The sequence below is a fragment of the Streptococcus sp. HMSC076C09 genome (genome assembly GCF_001837905.1).
GTDB classification, from domain to species: Bacteria; Bacillota; Bacilli; order Lactobacillales; family Streptococcaceae; genus Streptococcus; species Streptococcus parasanguinis_I.
This window is the reverse complement of the sequence record NZ_KV834646.1, coordinates 207,867-227,905: the sequence shown is the minus strand read 5'-3', so window position 1 is coordinate 227,905 and position 20,039 is coordinate 207,867. Positions and strand designations below refer to the sequence as shown.

General features: G+C 45.7%; 14 protein-coding genes. 2 read left to right on the top strand and 12 right to left on the bottom strand.

Going from position 1 to position 20,039, the window contains the following annotated elements:
* Genes HMPREF2704_RS06695 through miaA form a run of 3 tightly spaced genes read right to left on the bottom strand, consistent with a single transcriptional unit; the run spans position 1 to position 2,741 of the window.
* Complete coding sequence (locus HMPREF2704_RS06695) at positions 1–630, bottom strand: cystathionine beta-lyase (protein ID WP_070674429.1); 630 nt, start codon at positions 628–630, stop codon at positions 1–3.
* Positions 614–1,861, bottom strand: a complete 1,248-nt coding sequence (hflX, locus tag HMPREF2704_RS06690) for a GTPase HflX (protein WP_070674426.1) — start codon at positions 1,859–1,861, stop codon at positions 614–616. Before hflX ends, HMPREF2704_RS06695 begins: the two co-directional genes overlap by 17 nt.
* On the bottom strand, positions 1,854–2,741 hold the full coding sequence (miaA, locus tag HMPREF2704_RS06685) for a tRNA (adenosine(37)-N6)-dimethylallyltransferase MiaA (protein WP_070846046.1): 888 nt from the start codon (positions 2,739–2,741) through the stop codon (positions 1,854–1,856). Before miaA ends, hflX begins: the two co-directional genes overlap by 8 nt.
* 83 nt (positions 2,742–2,824) lie before the next feature.
* Here miaA and HMPREF2704_RS06680 point away from each other — a divergent pair, with 83 nt between their 5' ends.
* Complete coding sequence (locus HMPREF2704_RS06680) at positions 2,825–2,995, top strand: DUF3042 family protein (RefSeq protein ID WP_003002781.1); 171 nt, start codon at positions 2,825–2,827, stop codon at positions 2,993–2,995.
* A gap of 357 nt (positions 2,996–3,352) precedes the next feature.
* Here the strand turns inward: HMPREF2704_RS06680 and HMPREF2704_RS06675 are convergent, their stop codons facing one another.
* The 3 genes from HMPREF2704_RS06675 to rexB are packed head-to-tail and all read right to left on the bottom strand — an operon-like array spanning position 3,353 to position 10,602.
* Positions 3,353–3,670, bottom strand: a complete 318-nt coding sequence (locus HMPREF2704_RS06675) for a DUF4298 domain-containing protein (RefSeq protein WP_049475317.1) — start codon at positions 3,668–3,670, stop codon at positions 3,353–3,355.
* A 3-nt stretch (positions 3,671–3,673) separates the two neighbouring features.
* Entirely contained in the window at positions 3,674–7,339 is a 3,666-nt protein-coding gene (gene addA, locus HMPREF2704_RS06670; RefSeq protein WP_070846082.1) for a helicase-exonuclease AddAB subunit AddA, read from the bottom strand.
* On the bottom strand, positions 7,336–10,602 hold the full coding sequence (gene rexB / locus HMPREF2704_RS06665; protein WP_070665381.1) for an ATP-dependent nuclease subunit B: 3,267 nt from the start codon (positions 10,600–10,602) through the stop codon (positions 7,336–7,338). Before rexB ends, addA begins: the two co-directional genes overlap by 4 nt.
* A gap of 159 nt (positions 10,603–10,761) precedes the next feature.
* Here rexB and HMPREF2704_RS06660 point away from each other — a divergent pair, with 159 nt between their 5' ends.
* A complete protein-coding gene (locus HMPREF2704_RS06660; RefSeq protein ID WP_045760200.1) occupies positions 10,762–11,244 on the top strand; it encodes a glutathione peroxidase in 483 nt (160 codons plus the stop codon).
* A 301-nt stretch (positions 11,245–11,545) separates the two neighbouring features.
* Here HMPREF2704_RS06660 and HMPREF2704_RS06655 read toward each other — a convergent pair whose 3' ends face one another.
* The 6 genes from HMPREF2704_RS06655 to HMPREF2704_RS06630 all read right to left on the bottom strand — a co-directional run bounded on the left by HMPREF2704_RS06655 (position 11,546) and on the right by HMPREF2704_RS06630 (position 19,968).
* Positions 11,546–13,414, bottom strand: a complete 1,869-nt coding sequence (locus HMPREF2704_RS06655; protein WP_061590967.1) for an ABC transporter ATP-binding protein — start codon at positions 13,412–13,414, stop codon at positions 11,546–11,548.
* Positions 13,404–15,149 (bottom strand): ABC transporter ATP-binding protein, encoded by a 1,746-nt coding sequence (locus tag HMPREF2704_RS06650; RefSeq protein ID WP_070846044.1) that lies wholly within the window; start codon positions 15,147–15,149, stop codon positions 13,404–13,406. Before HMPREF2704_RS06650 ends, HMPREF2704_RS06655 begins: the two co-directional genes overlap by 11 nt.
* Positions 15,150–15,544: 395 nt before the next feature.
* Positions 15,545–17,332, bottom strand: a complete 1,788-nt coding sequence (locus HMPREF2704_RS06645; RefSeq protein WP_256318018.1) for a glycerophosphoryl diester phosphodiesterase membrane domain-containing protein — start codon at positions 17,330–17,332, stop codon at positions 15,545–15,547.
* 234 nt (positions 17,333–17,566) lie between these two features.
* Positions 17,567–18,712 (bottom strand): FtsX-like permease family protein, encoded by a 1,146-nt coding sequence (locus HMPREF2704_RS06640; RefSeq protein WP_070846042.1) that lies wholly within the window; start codon positions 18,710–18,712, stop codon positions 17,567–17,569.
* 3 nt (positions 18,713–18,715) lie between these two features.
* Positions 18,716–19,396 carry an ABC transporter ATP-binding protein gene (locus tag HMPREF2704_RS06635; protein WP_070665383.1) on the bottom strand — a complete coding sequence of 227 codons (681 nt, stop codon included), beginning with the start codon at positions 19,394–19,396 and terminating at the stop codon, positions 18,716–18,718.
* A complete protein-coding gene (locus HMPREF2704_RS06630; RefSeq protein WP_070846040.1) occupies positions 19,393–19,968 on the bottom strand; it encodes a TetR/AcrR family transcriptional regulator in 576 nt (191 codons plus the stop codon). The genes HMPREF2704_RS06635 and HMPREF2704_RS06630 overlap by 4 nt, the downstream gene beginning before the upstream one ends.
* Positions 19,969–20,039: the final 71 nt, after the last annotated feature.

The following is a 20,039-nucleotide window of genomic DNA, read 5'->3' as shown; positions in this document are numbered from 1 at the left end:
CTACTTTCTATCTATATAAATCATGGCCGTCCGGTTCTCTGAACGGAAAGAAAGGTTGCCTGGGTAGGCTTGCGCTAGCTCAAGGAGCTCCTCTTGGTTATATCCTGATAGTTTCAAGCGTCCATCTTCCAAGGTCATCAAGTCAGTCAAGGCAGAGAGGGCTTCTGTTTTAGTGACCCCTTCTGGGCCGGCCTCTTGCAGACAGATCTTGCCATCTTTTTCAAAGATCAAACAATGCGGAAAGATCTCTGCGACTTCAAATAAAATGGCAGGGGTGATAGCCTCTGCTGGATCTTCAGCAAAGACACAGGCTAGCTCTTCATTTACGTAAGCCAAGCCATAAGATTTACCTGATAAATTGAGGCGGATAAATGGCTTTCGTTCATCAAAGCTTTGCTGAACTGTGAATAAGTCAAATACCCGGCTCAAGTCCAAGAAATAATCCATGGCCTCCTTGGGGCTCTTCTTTTGATAGAGCTCAGCAAAATAAGCGTTGATCACACTTGGGGGAGGCGTAATCACACGGAGACGCAATTCCTCAGGGATCGTGCGTAAAAGATTGGTCAGATAGACCCGATCGAGGCTAGTATAACCTCCATATTTTATTGCTAAATCAACGTAATCCGTCATAAAATTCTTCCAACTTCCACTTATTTTTCTCTGCGATATAGCCTTGAATGACCTCGACATCCTCTTCAAATTTGCGCTGGTCAATGATCGCAACCGTTTCTAGATCATGTGTCCGATAGGATTTTGAAAAGGGAACGCGAATGGTAAAGGGAACAAAGAGTTCTCTCAGTTTTTCTAGGAACAAAGCCTGGAGATCTTCACGGGCTGTCTCAGAGCGCGCTGAAATCAAGCTAAAAGGTGTCTGGGTTGGAGTAAAGTCTGCTACTTTATCTGCTTTGTTGTAGAGGGTTAAGCGAGGAATCTCTAGCATATCTAAGTCTTTCATGATAGAGAGAACGGTCTTTTCATGCTCCTCATGATTGGGATCAGAAGCATCGATGACATGGACCAAGAGATCCACATTCTTACTTTCTTCCAGGGTCGACTTAAAACTTGATACCAACTCTGTTGGCAAGTCCTGAATAAAGCCGACTGTATCGGTCAGGGTTACTTGTAGATTGCCTGTTAGGTGGATGCTCTTGGTTGTGGCATCCAAGGTCGCAAAGAGTTCATCAGCTTCATACTGGCTCTTACTAGTCATTTGATTCATAATGGTCGACTTTCCTGCATTGGTATAGCCGATCAAACCAATCTTGAAGACAGGTGATTCCAAGCGTTTTTCACGAAGGGTTTCCCGGTTCTTTTCAACAGCCTTGAGCTGGCGCTCGATATCGGTGATTTGATTGCGAACGCTCCGGCGGTTCAACTCCAACTGACTTTCCCCTGGACCACGAGATCCAATTCCCCCGGCCTGACGGCTGAGCATGATCCCTTGACCAACAAGGCGTGGCAAGAGGTATTTAAGCTGGGCCAAGTGCACCTGCAACTTCCCTTCATGGCTTCTAGCTCGCATGGCAAAGATATCTAGAATCAGCTGCATCCGGTCAATAACCTTAACCCCAAGGATTTCTTCTAAATTGACATTTTGCCGGGGCGTCAGGCGGTTATTGACCACCACTGTCGTAATCTCATCTGCTTCGACCATCTGAGCAATTTCTTCTAATTTTCCTGAGCCGACAAAGGTCTTAGTATCGTACTTCTCCCGCTTTTGTGTATAAGAGCCCCGGACATCTCCACCGGCTGTTTTAGCTAGGCTTGCCAACTCCTCCATCGACATATCAAAATTGTCCATGCCTTGAAGTTCCACACCAACCAAAAGGATGCGTTCTTGTTTCTTTTCTGTTTCAATCATGCTCTAAAAACTCCTTTACATCTGCAAGAACCTGCTCCTTGAAGTGGGGGGCAGAAATGGCGTAAAAGGTCACTTCCATCCGATTTCGAAACCAGGTCAGCTGCCGTTTGGCAAAACGCCGGGTGTTGCGCTTGAGGGTCTCACTGGCTTCTTCAAGGCTTTGCTCCCCCTTAAAGTAGGGAAAGAGTTCCTTGTAGCCAATCCCTTTACTGGCTTGCACATCTGGGTAATGGTCATAGAGCCAGCGAGCTTCATCCAGTAAGCCCTCCTCTAACATGCTATCTACTCGACGATTGATACGATCATAGATCAAGGACCGATCATCATCTAGACAGATCAGATAGGGTTCATAATCGGTCTCTTCGTTTGCTAGGTCTTTTCCAAAATGCGCAATTTCAAGAGCCCGCATGGCCCGACGGCGATTGATCTGAGGAATCACAAGTCCTTGCTCCGCCACTCTTTGGTACAAGTCTTCGTCCGACAGCACGTCCAATTGAGCGCGATAGGCCAGAATCTCTTCATGAGGAACTTCACCACCTAGATGATAACCTTCGAGCAGACTTTGGATGTAAAGACCCGTCCCACCTGCAATGATAGGAAGCTTGCCTCGAGCTGTGATATCCTCAATCGCAGTCTTAGCTTCTCTTACAAAATCAAAAGCCGAGTAAGACTCGGTCACCTCCCGCACATCGATCAAATGATGGGGAGCTGCTGCTTGCTCTTCTGGTGTCGCCTTGGCCGTTCCAATATCCAGCTCGCGATAGACTTGCTGGCTATCGCCACTGATAATTTCACCATTGAGGGCTTGCGCTAAATCGATCGCAAGAGCTGTTTTCCCAACAGCAGTTGGTCCCACAATCACAATTATCTTGGTTTTCATCGTTTTTCCTTGCAAAATTCACGTTTTTTCGTTACCATATATTATAACATAAATATTTAAAGTTCAGAAAAGGAGAAATTCTCATGGCTAAAGGATTTGGTAAAGGTTTTGTTACTGGTGTTGCTGGTACAGTTGCTGCTGTCGCAGGTGCAGTTTACACATTCAAGAAAAAAGTAATCGAACCAGAAGAACAAAAAGCAGCTTTCATCGAAGAAAACCGCAAAAAAGCAGCACGTCGCCGTGTCTCACACTAATCATTCAAAAAGCTCCGGAAAACCGGAGCTTTTTTTGCTGAAGAAAAAGTCCATTTTGGAAAATTTTCTTTTACTGGTAGGGTTTGTCACGATATGCTAACACAAGTAATGCTAAAAGAATTAGAATGATATATATTATGCTTATTCAAACATATACTGAAACTTTCCGCCGTGAGAAAAGTGCTAGAAACACTATTGTTTCTAGCACTCGGGAGTTTTGAAACTTTAGGTTCAAAACTAAGTCATGGAACTTCTTCGATGTTCGCTGACGTCCGTACTCACCTAAGGAAAGTTTCTATGATGACGTTTGTCTTCAATCTAAAAGCCTCGGGAAACCTGAGCTTTTAGATTGAAATTTCACCGTTCTTTGATCATCTTCGTTGCGATCTCCAAGAGTTCCACTCCCATCTGAAAGTGCTCGTCTAATAAATCATAAACGGCATCTTCGGACAAGACACCACATGGTAGATCTGCTGGAAAGTCAGCTTGATTGGACAAGTCCAAATCATCAAAATAGACCTGACTACTATAATAATCGCGAAGTTGGATATAGCTTTCTTGATGCTCTCTTAGCTGATCCACTGCTTTTTTAGTTTCTTCCAAAGTTTTGGCATAGTCATTCAAATAACCTTCCATTCTTTGGATCCGTTCGATGTTTTCCTGTGCAATTGCCATGATTTACTCCACTTTCACCACTTCTAGATGGGGGCCACCTAGAAGCACGAGGTATTTTTCTACTTGCTCTTTGCCATAAGAACGACGAAGAGCTTCTGCATAGAGATCGAGCTGATCCCGGTAGCGTTCGACCAATTGGCTAGGAACCTTGTAGTGATCCGTCTTATAATCAAAGAGCAGGATCCGGTCTTCTAGCACCACGTAACCATCCAGGATCCCCCGCACGACGAAGTCCTCTCCACTGGCTGGATCTTTCTTCAGCATGGCAAAGGGAGCTTCGCGACGGACTCGAGAGGCCTCTTTTTGAAGCAAGGTCCCCAAAGGCGTCTCATAGAAAGCAAGGATGGCCTCTAGCTTGATGCGCGCTTTGACCGCTGGCTCTGCTTGAACTTGCTCCAAGGCTTGATGCAGCGTATCCAGCGTGATTTCTTCTCCAAGAGGCACGCGCTGCATGAGTTCATGGACAGCACTACCGACTTGGGCTCCTGTCACGGCTTTTTCTTGACCAAAAGTTGGCAGCTCAAAGTCAGGCGTCATAGTCTTCGCATCCATGATCTGGACGCCATTGGCATCCATGACCGGCTCGTAGAATTTCTTGATCTGACTTGGTGTACGAACAATTGGTAAATGAATGGCCGGAGCATAGAGCTGATTGAGCCGATCAACATTTTCCAAGATATCCAAGGCCCGACGAATATCCTCTGACTGGCGGACATCCTTGAGCTGATCCAGGCGGGAATCCTGCTCTTTCTCTATAGGCACCAGTTGATCCGGTGTTAGGTCTTCATCTGTCACAAAACGCGTGTCATAAGCCAGGGTATTCTTGGCAAACACATCTTGAATAGCAAAGAGCCAGTCCTGATAAGAGGTCCATTCTTTTCGTTTTTCCGGATCCAGCTTGCCATTGCGACTGGTCCCCCAATCGGTATCACGCAATTTGTCCTCGCTACCTTTTCCGACCAGATAGAGCTTGAGCTCGGCCCGTGTCATAGCAACATATAGAAGACGCATCTGCTCTGAAATCGTGGCTAATTTTGTTTCTTCCACATTGCCTTGGTAGCAAGGTGTTTCGATCTGCAGGCGGATGCTTTCAGGAGCGGCTGGATTTTCGGTCTCAACTGGCAGGTTGGCAATGTATTTAAAGCCAATCCCTTTTTGACGGCTGAGGATAATCGGCCCCGATTGATCCTTACGGTTAAAGGCCTTGTCCATATTGAGAATAAAGACATACTTGAATTCCAGCCCCTTACTCTTATGGACGGTCATGAGCTGGACGGCATCTTTTGGTGCTGCAAGAGGGACGCTGGCCAAATCGTGTTCATTTTCGATCACCTTGTCGATCATGGCAATGAAGCGCGACAAGCCCTTAAAGCTGGCTTTTTCATAATCATTGGCTCGAAGCGTCAAGGCATAGAGGTTGGCCTGTCGCTTGGCGCCATTTGGAAGGGCGCCGACATAGTCATAGTAATAGCGATCCTCATAGATTTTCCACAGCAAATCATAGAGCGAAGAGGTCTTAGCAGCAGCTCTCCAAGTGGATAAAACCTTGAGGAAGTTCTCGATTTTAGCTGAGAGCTTGGCATCGATCAATCGTGCCTGCTCTGCAGTCTTTTCAAGGGCTAACTGGACCTTGTGGTAGAAGGCCATTTGCTTTTGCTCTGGAAGCGTCTGCAAGGAAATCCGTGCCAACTCATCTTCATCAAAGTCAAACATGGGGGATTTCATGAGGGCTACTAAGGGATAATCATGCAAGGGATTGTTAATGGTCCGCAAGGTATCCAACATGACCATCACTTCCAGTGACTCAAGATAATGCGCCTGTCCGCTATCTGCCACAATCGGAATATGGTACTGGTCAAAGGCTTCCAGTATCGCATCATTTCGCGTTCGAGTCGCCGTTAAGAGCGTGATCTCTTTAAAGGGCACTTTTTCCACCCGATGGAGACGTAAAATTTCTTTGATAACCAGGAGAATTTCTCCCTTGGAAATCGTCTCGACTCCAAGAGGAGCTTCCTCGTCTTCGGTCTTTTCTTCCTGATCTTGGGTGCCATCATAAAGCAAAAATTCTGCCCGATGTTGAGGCAAGGCCATCCGCTGCTTATCGCTTCCTGCGACCAGATAGTGGGTTTGATTGTATTCAATCTCGCCCACCTCTTCGTCCATCAAATGACGAAAGACATCATTGGTCGCGTCCAACACCTCCACATGACTCCGGAAATTTTCCTTGAGGAGAATCAACCGCCCTTTCGCCCCTTCTTCTTGGTAGGCTTTAAATTTATCATTAAAAATCTGTGGATCCGCCTGACGGAAGCGGTAAATGGATTGCTTGATATCCCCCACCATGAAGCGATTGTGGCCATTTGACAGCAAGTCCAACATCCGCTCTTGGGTGTGGTTGGTATCCTGGTACTCATCGACCATGACCTCATGATAACGCTCTTGAAAGGCTTGTCTCACCTCTGGAAATTGCTCTAAAATTTGAATGGCAAAATGACTGATATCCCCAAATTCATAAGCTTTTTCTTGGATTTTTCGCTCCAGATAAGCGCGAGCAAAGTCTCTGATAAAGTCCCGGAGCAAGGAGAGCATGGGGCCTTCTTCTTGGTGGAAGGTTTGTTGAAATTCCAGCTGATAGAGCTGATTGTCCAAGTCTCTGAGGCGGTTGATATGTATGGTTTTATCCTGGTTATAAGCCGTGACTAACTCTTTCAACTCTTCCTTACGAGCTCTATTGGTCAAGGCTCCCCCATTTGAAGCTCGACTAATCGCCACGACTGCCTTTAGGACAGAGGTCAGTTGCGCTTTATTAGGGCGCTCTGTGAGGCTTCCAATCTGATCCAGCACCTCTTGCACCGCTTCCAAATATTTGGCCTTGCCAAATGCTTGGCCCTCATTGGACAAATGAAAGGCAAAAAAGCTTTCTGCCTCATAAAGGGCCTGCTGGATGCTCTCCATCAGAGCACCTTCAACCTGTTCAAAATCAGTCTCCTCATAACCTTTTAGGAAATGCTCCTCCAACCATTTCTCTGGATCACTGGTCGACTGAAGAAAATCATAGATCTGGTAGACCTGCTCTTTAAACAAGGTCAAATTTTTGCGCTGTCCCGTGAAATTCTTGACCATCTGGACAAAAGCTTCTTGATTTTCCCCTTGGTAATAGCGGTCAAAAACAGCTTGAAAGACTTCATTTTGTAAGAGACGTTGCTCACTGGCATTTTGTAAAATCCGAAACTGGGGTGTCAACCCAAGCAAATAGCCATAGCGCGTTAGGACCTTTTGGGTAAAGGAATCCATGGTTCCGATATCACTAGTGGCAACATCTGCGATTTGACGGGCCAGATGTTGTTTGAGCTCTGGGTCATCGCTCGCTTGCAGGGCTTTTCCAAGTTCACTTTCCAAACGCTCCTTGAGCTCCCCTGCTGCCTTGACCGTAAAGGTCGAGATAAAGAGCTCCTTAATCGAAATGCCTCGCTGGATCTGATCCAAAATCCTTTGCACCAGGACAAAGGTCTTCCCCGAACCAGCAGAGGCCGACACCAAGATATTGGTCCCCGAACTATAGATGGCATCGATCTGTTCCGGTGTCCGCTTTTGCTCTTTAGTAGAGGCTGCCTCTTGGGCCTGAAGGGCCTTGATTTCTTCTCTTGTCAAAAATACTTGTTTGATCATTTGTTCAAGACCTCCTTCATCTTCTCGATCCAAGCGGCTTTCACCTTTTCACCGCGTATTCCTTTTTGGTCTAGTTTGGTCAAGAACCGTGCCTGACCAAGGTGACGATCCGCTTCAAAGCCGGTGATGGATTTAAACTGCTCCACATATGGTGCGATATTGCGCCCATTTTCACTATAGGGATTGATGGCAAATTGCCCTTTGAGAATCCCTTCTGCTGCTGTTTTATAGAGATAAGCGTTGTACAAGAGGAGCAGGTCCAGCTCTTCCTTACTCAGCATCATGGCCTTGTTCTTATCATAGGCCTCTCCCAGATAAGGCGCCTGATCTGCCATAAAGAGTCCCTTGTACTGTTGACTTTTCATAGTTTGGTTGATGGCGTCCTCGACTGTCTTGGTCTTTTTCAGATCTACTAGGGGATCTCCCATTTCCAAATACATGGCACCGAAAATCCCTTGCTCCGCTTGGTATTCCTTCAAATCCTGAATCGCAGAGAGATAGGTTGGCAATTGAGAATTTAGTCCATTAAAGAACTTGTCATAGTGAAATTGCGTCAAGCTCGACTTGTAATCCACAACGCCAAGAGCTCCCCGATCGCTTAACTGATCAATGCGGTCCACCTTGCCTCGTAGCCGCAGGAAACGGCCATCAGACAAAGGATAAGAGGTGTGGGCGCTCCCGCCAAAGAGGGTCTCCTCACCAATGGTCTCGATGCCATTTTGCTGAGCGAGGACACGCCCCGTTGTTTTAGCGGTATCAAGAAGCAAGTTGCGAATAAACTCGGTCTCTCCATTTTCTCCATACAATTGCTGGAACTCTGCTTCTTGGCTGGTTTCTCGAATCGCCTCGCTTAAGCGCTGATCAAACGCTTGATCGGAGCTGTCTTTTAAGACTTTTTCAAAGATTCGGTGCAAGAAATTCCCATGACTGCGAGCGTCTGGCTGGATGGTCTCATCCTCTTGTAGCCCTAAGACATAGCGCAGATAAAAGGCGTACTGGTGCTTGTAGTATTCATTCAAGGCAGAAGCAGATAAGGTCAAGGCTTTGCCTTCTGGGTAGAGCGCTTGAAGCGTATCCGACTGGAGCTGGCGACTCTTCAATTCTGTTGAAATTTGAGGAATCTGGATGCCTTCAGCGGCTAATTTCTTGCGCAAGACCCGTACCGCCACACCCCAAAAGCTGGCTTCTTCAGCGGACAGCTCACTAGTGATCTCTTCTTGATGGAGTTCGATCACGCGCGCTAAGAGGGCTCGGTAGGTCCCGATATCATCACTCGAAGCTTGGGCTTGTTTGGTCGTCCACTTGATGGCAATGGGCTCCTTGGCCAATTCTAGAAGGTAAGGAGAGACACTATCTTCCGTTTCATTGACCAAGCTAGGGGCCGATAGGACCAGTTGTTCGGTCGCTGCATTGAGGAGCGAAACCGCCACAAAGCGATTCTTCTTGAGATTTTCGCTGGTCACCACCTGGAGCTCTGCTCCTTCTTGGGTGGCCTCATTGAGCTGCTGGCGTTCGTCTTCACTGAGAAGAGAGGTGTTTTGGGCGATCTTGGGAAATCGCTCCTGGGTTAGCCCAATGGCATAGACATAAGGGGCTGTCAAGGGCTCAATCAAGTCATAGGACTGAACGGTCACTACATCAACTGTAGCAGGAACTGTCCGGTATTGTGACAATTGCATGCCGGATAAGACAAGAGCTAAAAAGTCATCCACTGTCAGTTCTTGGTCCTCAAAAACCAGACTCAATTCTTCTAAGACGTGGAGGAAGGTCTTCCAGACCTGGTCATAGCGCTCCTGCTCTTCCAAAGCTAGATCCTTGATCAAAGCTTGTAGATTCTGAGAAAGCTGAGCCTCTTGCAGAAACTCTGTAAAGGTGGTTAAGAGTTGGGTCACCTTTTGTTTGCGCTGTGAAAAGAAAGGGACTAGAGGTTCTACGACGCGTTCTCGGAGAGTATTAAGCTTTTCCAAATTAAACTTGCCCTGACGATTGCTAGTAAAAGGCTTGTGAAATTTTGTAGCACCCTTTACTTCCGCAAAGCAAAGGTATTGCTCAAAAGCATCGACTTCTGCTTGCGTCAGATCACTATACAGACCCGTTTTCAATAGATTGATGACATCTTCTGTCTGGTAATTGAACTGTTTGATCCGCCCTAGCGATTCAATGACCTGAATCAAGGGATGGTGGACCATGGCCTCACTTCGTCCCAAGTAAAAGGGAATCTGATACTGATCAAAAATGGTCTTGAGTTGCAGTTGATAAGCTTCCACATCGCCTAACAAGACCCGAATATCCCGATAGCGGGCCCCATCATGAAGACGCTGACGGATGGATTTGGCAACAAATTCCAACTCTTCTTTTTGCGTATTGGTCTGCCAGAGTTGGATAGCTGTTCGATCTTGGTCCTCCAGCTCATTTTCCACTTGTGAAAAATCGTAGCGCGCTTCTAGCATGCGGGTAATGCGACTAAAAGAGTCTTCGATCGCTTGCCCACAATACTGAGGCTGAACTTGGAAAGTCTTTGCCAGTTGGAGGAGAAAGTCAACACTGGCTTGGTAAAGATTTCCCTCTCTAAAGCTTGCCCGGTAGGCTTTTTCACTGGCATAGACTCCGATGACAATCTCCACTCCTTTTCGGTGAAGGAGACCAATCAAAGCCTCTTCTTCTGCAGAAAAACGCGTGAAGCCATCGACGACGATCGCCACATCCTGTAATTGCTCTTCCAGCTGCCCTTCTTCGACCTGATTGAGGAAAAAGGCCATCTTGGACTGGGATTCATACTGATGCTTGACCAGCATCTCAGAGACCGCTTCAAAAATCGCCAAGAGGTCCTCTCTTTTTTCAGCTTCCTCGAGCAACTCCAAATCGGTAAAATCCATCTGGGCCGTCTGCAATTCATGATAGAGCTGGACCAGTTGCTGGATAAACTGAGGATCCTTGCGCAGGGCCCCGTAAGCTTTGAGATCCTGCTCCTTCATCTGGGACAGGGCTTTAAAAAATAGCATACCTAGACCGATGTCATCCAAGGGTTGCTCCTCAAAAACCTGATTCAGGATGAAATAACGGGCCATTTGGGCAAAGCGCGTGACGGTAATGGCAAAAGAAGCCTGACCTTCTAAATAGGACAAGACCTTGGCTTCTTTTTCAAAGGAAAGAGAGTTGGGCGCAATGTAAAACACACGCTTGCCCTGTTCTACTAACCCTACGGCTTCTTGTGTCAGGACCTGGGTCAAGGGGGTCCGAACATCCGTATAGAGTAATTTCATCCGATCCGTTCTCCTTTTGGCATTTTCTTGAGAGCTTGTTATCTTCTTATTATATCATTTTCACAGGAGGGACTAAAGCAAGAAGTCATGCTCCTCTTGCCCCAATTTTAGGACATTTGTGCTACAATAGAAGTTAAAGAAACAGAAAGGATGATCCCGATGACCAGCATTTATGATTTTTCTTTAGAAAACCAGAATGGGGAGGAGATTCCCCTTTCTCACTACCAAGGTAAGGTCCTCATCGTGGTCAATACAGCAACAGGCTGTGGCTTGACCCCGCAATACCAAGGACTGCAAGATCTCTACCTGCGCTACCAGGAAAAGGGGCTGGAAATCCTAGACATTCCCTGTAACCAATTCATGGGGCAGGCACCAGGAACTGCAGAAGAAATCAATAGTTTCTGCAGCCTCAACTACCAGACCACCTTCCCACGATTCGCTAAAGCCAAGGTCAATGGTAAAGAAGCCCTTCCTCTCTATGACTGGCTCAAAAGTCAAGCAGCTGGACCACTGGGCAAACGCATCGAATGGAACTTCTCAAAATTTGTCATCGACCGACAAGGCCAAGTTGCCCAACGCTTCTCCTCCAAAACAGAGCCAGCTGCCATGGAAGACTTGATCCAAGACTTACTTGAGAAATAAGCAAAAAGCCTGAAAGTGTAGTCAGGATTTTTGATGAATGGCTATTTATTTTCGAGACTTTCCGCTGTGAGAAAAGTGCCTGAAACAATAACGTTTCAGGCACTCAGGAATTTTGAGAGTAAAACAGTTTGGGAAACTGTTTTAGCCTGAGCCCAGAAATTAAAGAGCGAAGGGGCTCAATAATTAGTCATGGAACTTCTTCGATGTTCGCTGACGTCCGTACTCACCTAAGGAAAGTTTCTAAGAAGTCATTATCCATAAGCCAAAAAAGCCTGAGCTAACGCTCAAGCTTTTTTTATTATTAATCAATTTCAAGTCCACCGGTGTACAAGCGGTAATAAGTGCCACGTTCTGCCATCAAGGAAGCATGGTTGCCTCGTTCGATAATGCGTCCGTGGTCCATCACCATGATGACATCGGAATTGACAATCGTCGATAGACGGTGGGCGATAACAAAGACTGTCCGACCTTCCATCAAGCGGTCCATCCCTTCTTGCACCATCTTCTCTGTCCGTGAGTCAATAGAAGACGTCGCTTCGTCCAGGATCAAGACAGGCGCATTGGCAAGGGCTGCACGGGCAATGGCGATCAATTGTCGTTGACCATTTGATAGACCAGCCCCATCATCCGTCAAGACTGTCTCATAGCCCTGATCCAAGTGCTTGACAAAGGAATCCACATTGGCAATCCGAGCTGCTTCAAGGATTTCTTCCCGTGTTGCATCAGCACGGCCGTAAGCGATGTTTTCTGCAATCGTACCAGTAAATAAGTGGGTATCTTGAAGAACGATTCCAAGGGAACGACGCAGAGAATCTTTCTCAATCAATTTAATATCGATCCCATCATAAGTAATCATTCCGGATTGGATATCATAGAATCGGTTGATCAAGTTGGTAATGGTTGTCTTTCCCGCACCAGTCGCTCCGACAAAGGCCACTTTTTGCCCCTTATCCGCGTACAAGTTGATGCCATGAAGGATTTGTTTCTTCCCATCATAAGAGAAATCAACATCATCAAAGACCACATTTCCGACCATCTTCACAAGCTGGTAATCTCCGTTTGGACGTGGGTGTTTCCAAGCCCATTTGTTGGTTTTCTGATCAGTTTCAACCATTTCTCCATCGACCAGTTCATAATTGACCAGCGTCACTTTTCCTTGGTCGACTTCTTCTTCTTCATCCAAAAGATCAAAGACACGATCTCCACCAGCCAAGGCCATAAGGACAAAGTTCAATTGTTGAGAGACCTGGGCAATGGGACCTGTGAAGGAACGGTTCAATTGCAGAAAGGCCATAAGACCACCAATGGTTAAACCACCGACGCCGTTTAGCGCAAAGAGGCCCCCGATCAAGGCTGTTAGAACAAAGGAAACATTTCCCAAGTTCCCAAGAATCGGCATGAGGACGTTGGCATAGCGGTTAGCCTGGTAGGAAGACTCAAAGAGTTGATCATTGATCCGGTCAAAATCCTCAATGCTTTCTCTTTCATGCACAAAGGCCTTGACCACTTTTTGACCAGACATCATTTCTTCAATAAAGCCGTTCTCAATCCCCAAGTTCTTTTGTTGGGCCCCAAAGTAACGACCTGATTTACCAGAAACATCCTTGATGATAAAGACCATGACGATAACCATGAAAAGAACAATCAAGAACAGGAGTGGACTAACCGTCAGCATGGTAATCGTTACCCCAAGGATGGTAATCGCTGAGGATAGAAGTTGAGGAATGGATTGTTCAATCGCTTGGCGAAGGGCATCAATATCATTGGTATAGATAGACATGATGTCCCCGTGTTGGTGGGTATCAAAGTAACGAACTGGCAGTTTTTGCATGCGGGCAAACAACTGATTTCGAAGACTTCTAAGTGAGTCTTGTGAAACAGTCGCCATGATCAAGGTAAAGCCATAGTTGGCAAGGACCCCGATCAAACAGATCAAACCAACCCTTGTCAAGAAGGACAAGAGCGGTCCAAAATCATGGCTATTACTTGTCAGCATGGGCTCCACATAGACGTCGACCAAGGACTGAATCGAAGCTGTCACATTGACCGTCGCAAGTGACGATAGAATAATTAAGATAAAGGAAACAATCAAGGACACCTTGTAGTTTTTCCAAAGGAAGTCGAGCAGGCGAAGGATAGAGCCTAGATTTGCTTTTTTCTTAGTTTTCATCTGCTTCTCCTTTCCCTTGTGTTTGCATTTCATATACTTCTTGGTAGATGGCATTGGTCGCAAGCAATTCCTTATGACGACCGATCGCATCGATTTGGCCATCATTCATCACGATGATGCGATCTGCATCTTGAATAGAGGAAATTCGTTGACCAATGATGATTTTGGTAGTCTCTTTCAAACTGGTTGCCAATCCTTGACGGATCAAACTATCCGTCTTGGTATCGACCGCCGAAGTCGAATCATCCAAGATCAAGATCTTCGGATTCATGAGAAGGGCACGCGCGATACAGAGACGCTGGCGTTGGCCACCGGAGACATTAGATCCCCCACGCTCAATCATGGTGTCATAACCCTCTTTGAAATCTTGAATAAATTCATCGGCTTGGGCGATCTTACAGGCTGCGATGATCTCTTCATCTGTCGCATCCTTATTTCCCCAGCGCATATTTTCTTTAATCGTACCAGAGAAAAGGACATTGGTCTGAAGAACCATGGCCACTTGCTTACGAAGGGAATCCAGATCGTATTCTTTGACATCGTGGCCTGCCACTGTCACCCGACCAGACTCAACATCATAGAGACGAGGAATCAACTGTACTAGGCTCGATTTCCCTGATCCTGTTCCTCCCAAGATTCCAATGACTTCCCCTGAACGAATGGAAAGGTTAATCCCTTGCAAGACATGGGTCTTGTCGCCATTTTCATCGGTATAGGCAAAAGTCACATCTTCAAAGTTGATCGAGCCATCTGCGACTTCTTTGATCCCATTTTCTGGAGAGACAATGGTCGCTTTGGTCGTCAAGACTTCATTGATCCGCTCGACAGAGGCCATAGAAATCGATAGCATGACAAAGATCATCATAAACATCATGAGCGACATGAGAATGGTCATGGTGTAGCTAAACATAGAAGTCAGATTCCCAGTGGAGAGTTGGCCACCAACGATCAGATGAGCCCCAATCCAAGAGATCAAAAGGAAAGAAGCATACATGGAAAGCATCATAGCTGGGCTACTCAAGACAACGACACGGATAGCCTTCATAAACATGTTATAAATCCGGCGTGAAGCCTTTTTGAATTTAACGGTTTCATCTGCTTCCTTAACGTAGGACTTCACCACTCGCATATTGGTGATGTTTTCCTGAATGCTGTTGTTGAGATTGTCATAAGCTTCAAATACTTCTGTAAAGAGCGGATACACAATCTTCATAATGATGCTTAAGACCGCTGCCAAAAAGATGGTCACATAGACAAAGATCATGGCCATTTCCGGATTGATCAAGAAACAAGCCACAATGGCAAAGATCAAATTGAGCGGTGCCCGCACACAGATCCGGATGACCATTTGATAAGCATTTTGCACATTGGTCACGTCCGTCATCATCCGAGTAACCAGACCACCAGATGAGAACTGATCAATATTCTCAAATGAGAAGGTTTGAACCTTTTTGAAAATAGCCCGACGAAGGTTTTTGGCAAAACCAGCCGATGCATAGGCGCCATAACGGGCAGACTGCATCCCACAAAAGAGGGAGAGAAAGGCACAGACCAGCATGAGCCCACCGTAAAACAAAATATTGTTCATGTTTCTTTGTTGAACACCTTGGTCCAAAAGACTCGCCATGACAAAGGGAATCGAAATCTCAAACATGACTTCAAAGACCATGAACAAGGAAGCCAAAATCGAGGGCTTCTTGAATTCTTTGATCTCGGAAATTAAGGATCGAATCATTATTACCTCCATAGTTTTTCATACTTTTTTCTGCGGTAGAAGCAAAGCTTTTTTCCACTGAAAAATTGGTCAAAACACACAAAATTCCCTGAGGGAAAGACCCTAGGGATTACGCGTTTTTTATAGTTTTCATTGTAACCTAAATTGCAAAAAAATGCAAGATTTTTAGACAGCATCCGTTTTTCTGTTGGTCTAGTATAAAAGAGGCTGGGACAAAAATCCTAGCCTCTCAATTGTTTTTGGATTGTCGAGCAAGACGCAGTGGCAGAGTGGGCTATACTACGCTGATTTTATCAGCTTTTACAGCCCTACTCAACTGTGCGGAGGTGGGACGACGAAATCGAATTCTAACGAATTACCGATTTCTGTCCCACTCTCTCTAGGCGTATCCTGTCTTATTCTTCCTTAGACGTAGCGACGAGATTCAAGAAGCGATCAAAGTAGGACTTGTTTTGTTTCAAATCCTTTTTCAGTCTTTGCGCCTCTGTCAATTCATCCGTAATCAAGCCATCAATAGGTTGTTGCAAATACTTGGTCAACTTCTGCTTGTTATTGATGGTCCAGACATAGAGCTCTTTTTTCATCTCATGGGCTTGTGTCACCAAATCCTCCTGATAAGAAAAGTCTTCAATCGCAAAGAAGTCGACCGAATCCTTTTCAAAGCGACCGAATTGAATGGGAATGACATAGCCGGTCTTGATCTCAGGGGCTTTTTTCTCGACCTTTTCCATGACCGACAGATCCAAAGACATGGCCGGATAATCTTTTTCGACCCCTAAGTCCCGCATCTTCTGCACAAAGAGATCCACATAATTAGCAGGCTCTCCACCATGGGGCTTGAGCTCGACCAAGAGCTTCATCTTCAATTCTTTGGCCCGTTTGACATATTCATCAAATGAAGGGATATGACTCGTGTGGCCATTCTGTTGAATCTTGAGACCTTGCACCTCAGCAAGGGTCATGTCTTTCACATCCTTGTCTACCCCAGCAAGACGCTTGAGATTGTAGTCATTCATGACGACAAATTGATGGTCCTTGGTAAGAAGGATATCCATCTCCGCATAAGCTGCCTTTCCCTTGGCAGCTACTTCTAAAGCTTCCAGGGAATTTTCTACCCCTTTAGAAACATCCCCTCTATGGGCGATGAGCTTGATCTGATCATTCACCTTTAGGGTTGCCAGTTCAAAGGCTGAGATTCCCGATTGGACCATTAGAAAGACCACTGTCAGGGCAAAGAGCCCCTTCATCTTTCGACTGCCTTTGGAGCGCATGACCGATCGGCTCGGTACCTCCCATGCAGAATCCAAGATAATGCCGAGCGATCCCACCTTTGTCAAGACTGTAAAAATGAATAGGAAGGTCCGAATCAAGACCAAAAAGATGGTCACCACCCAGAAATACTGGCCTTCTTTATCGATCACGGTCAAGGTAAAGACCAAACCCAAGATCAATAAAATCCCTAGAAAGGTTAAGAGAAACTCAAAGGACAGAATTCTCCATAAGAGACGAAAACCTCCTCTTTTGGTCATGGTCCAGCTTTTTTTCAAGGCACGACCAAATGGCAACTCCTCTACCACGAGGTTGGGAACCGTATAGATCAAGCGAAGATTAAGATAGATAAAGGTCAGCTGCACCACAAAGAGCCCGATGGAGCCAATCGTGGTCTTTTCAAACTCCCCTGTGATAAAGGTTGGAATATAAAGCCCATCCGTCAAGGTCGATCCTATCAAGACACCTGCAACAGGCAAGGTCAAAAGGAGATAGAGCAGAAAATAAAGCAGATTCCTTCCCGCTAGGTCCTTCAAGCGACCAAATGATTGCCGCAAGACCTTTTTAAAGGACAAGTGTCGGTCGGTTCGCGATAGGTAAATGACCGAAATCAGGGTCCGCATCTCCAGCATAAACAAGAAAGCAAAGACCATGATAAAGACCAAAAGCGCCAGCAAGCTCAAGGGATGGCTCATAACAGAGACCAGGTTGTTCTTATCGATATTAGCCTGACCCGCAAGCAAGACTGCCAGATGAAAGACCCAACTCAAGGCCGCAGCCCCTATACCAACTACAAATTGTAGCAAAATTCCAATCGCGATAAAGGACCATTTGTTGCGCCAGATCAAGTAAAAGCCCCCCTTCAGGTCCTGCCAATAAGTCCGTTTCATCTCAATCCCTTTCCTTTCTTTCATTCCCCTAGAATAGCGGAAAAGCCTCCCCTTGTCAATGCGTTTCAAAAGAAAGAGAGTGGGACAAAAGTCCTGGCCTCTCAATTGTCTTTAGATTGTCGAGCAAGACGCAGTGGTTGAGTGGGCTCTACTACGCTGATTTCATCAGCTTTTACAGCCCTACTCAACTGTGCGGAGGTGGGACGACGTAATCGAATTCTAACGAATTACCAATTTCTGTCCCACTCTCTTTTCTATTTATTCTGCTAAGAGCACTTCTTTGATGGTTTGCTTTTGGAGTTTTCTGTTGGATAGATAAAAGAGGCTTTCATAAACCACCGCAAAACCAAGCAAGGTCCAAAAGCACACATTCCAGTCAAAGTTGTGCTCAATCTTTTCAGGTACCGTATCTTTGATCACACCAATCAAGATTTCCATGATGCCGTATTGATAAGCCGTCCCAAGGGCAAATCCTAGATAAGCCCAGAAACGATAAGGAGCGAGAATATGACTTTGGCATTCACGATCGGTGTAGCCAAAAGCCTTCATAAGAGCCAAGGTTTCGCGACTTTCTGAAACGACAATTCCCAATGACAAAAAGAGGATTGAGAAAGAAAGGATCAAACCAATCATAATCATCATGGTTTGGATGATGTCATCTGTGTAGTCCCTTAGGCCAAAAGACAATTGAACCATGGACGCGAAACACATAGAGCCAAAGACCACAAAAAACAGGATCGATTTTCTCCCCCAAATCAGCGACGAAGACAGCTCTTTTAGGAAGGATTTCTCTTTCTTAGAAGCCCTTTTTCTCCTTTTGACCTTGATTGGACTTGGGGATTTTTTCAATAAGCGAAGGGCCGGCGTTTGTAGTTGTCTTCTAGCATAGCCAATCGCAAGGACCATAAAGAAAGTCGTTGGCAGCATCACCAAAGCGACCAAGAGCTGCCAATGAAAATGAATGGTAATGTCTGGCAGAATCCCCTTCTCATTGCGAAAGTCATAAAAATGACCCATCATAAGAAAAGAAGCGAAATAGCCAAGAAGTGCTCCAACTCCAAAACTGAGTCCAAAAGCCCAAAATCGTTTCGCCAACTGGCTATTGCTATAGCCTAAAGCCTTTAAAATCCCTAATTGTTCCTTGTGGTCATCAACAAATTGTTTGATATAAAAACACATGAGAAGGATCGACGTCAAGGACAAGACGACCCCACTGACCATGGCCACCATCCAAGATAGCGAAACCTGGGCATCATAGTAGGTCTGAATCATCGGATTGGATTTAGAAATCTCCAACTGCTCGATATCCAGGTAAAAATTCAAGAAGAGATTGGCCACAAAGACCGCACAAGCCCCAATGATACTGACGACAACTAATTTTCGAATATCTTTTACTGAAAACATGTCTTACCATCCAATCTCATAGGCAGTCTGAGGCTGATCGTTGGTCACAACTTGGGTAATCTTGCCACTATTGACACGAATGATGGTTCTGGCCATATCCGCAATATTTTGGTTGTGCGTCACCATAATGAGGGTAAAGCCTAGCTTTTCCTTTAACTTCCAGATATAGTCGAGAATCTTGCGCCCTGTTTCTTCATCTAGGGCCCCCGTCGGCTCATCTAAGAAGAGAATCTCTGGCTTTTTGGCCAAGGCACGAGCAATGGAGACTCTCTGCTGTTCCCCACCCGACAATTCACTTGGATACTTGTCCAGCTTATCGCCAAGACCCAAATCCTCGATGATCTGCAAAAAATCATGATTGTTTGCCAGATCAGCTCCCATCTTTACATTCTGTCTAACCGTGAGATTCGGTAATAAATAATACTGCTGAAAAATAAAGGCGATCTTCTCACGTCTAAAGGCTGTCAATTGAGCATCCGTGAGTTGAGACAAATCCTGTCCTTGAATGAGAATATGCCCCTCATCTACCTTTTCTAATCCGGATAACACGTTTAAGAGGGTTGACTTTCCTGATCCAGAAGGTCCCAGGATAACCACATCATCCTGGTCTTGAATCTGCAAATCAATCCCTTTTAAAACCTTGGTTTGGCCGTAACTTTTGTGAACATTTTCTAGTTGAATCATTTCTTTCCTACCATTTCTTTGATGAGAGATTGACAAACTTCTGTCAATAAACCAATCACTTCTTCCATGCTGAACTGATAAATGCCAGAAGCAACCATAGAGGCCATCCCGTGTGAGTAGATAAATAAATGCTGGTACAAGCGACTAGCCTCCTCTAACGTCAATGGATAGTCTGCGACAATCGATTCCAGAACCAATTGGTAGCTATGATCCTTCATGGGAAGAAAATCTTGAAAGCGACGAATCGGATCTTTGCTAGGATTTTGGAAAAGCAACTGAAAGAGTTGGGGCTCTTTTGAGGCGAATAGGATATAAGCAACCCCGACAGATCGAAAAGGCTTCTCATCATCTAGGGCCTTGCGAATATACTCCACCACTACCATTTCCGCAGCTACAACAACCTCTGCTTGTAACTCAGCCATATTGGCAAATTGCCCAAAAATGACCCTTGGTGTGGCTCCCAGTTGATCCGCTAATGCTCGAGCCGTCAAACTAGCCAGGCCCTCTTCTCTCACCAATTGTAAAGCTGTCCCAATGATAGCCTCTTTACTAAATTTAACCTTGGGTGGCATAAGACTCCTTTCGCGCAACAGTTGTTGCGCAACAGTTGTTACGCAACACTTGTTGCATAAAGAATACCATA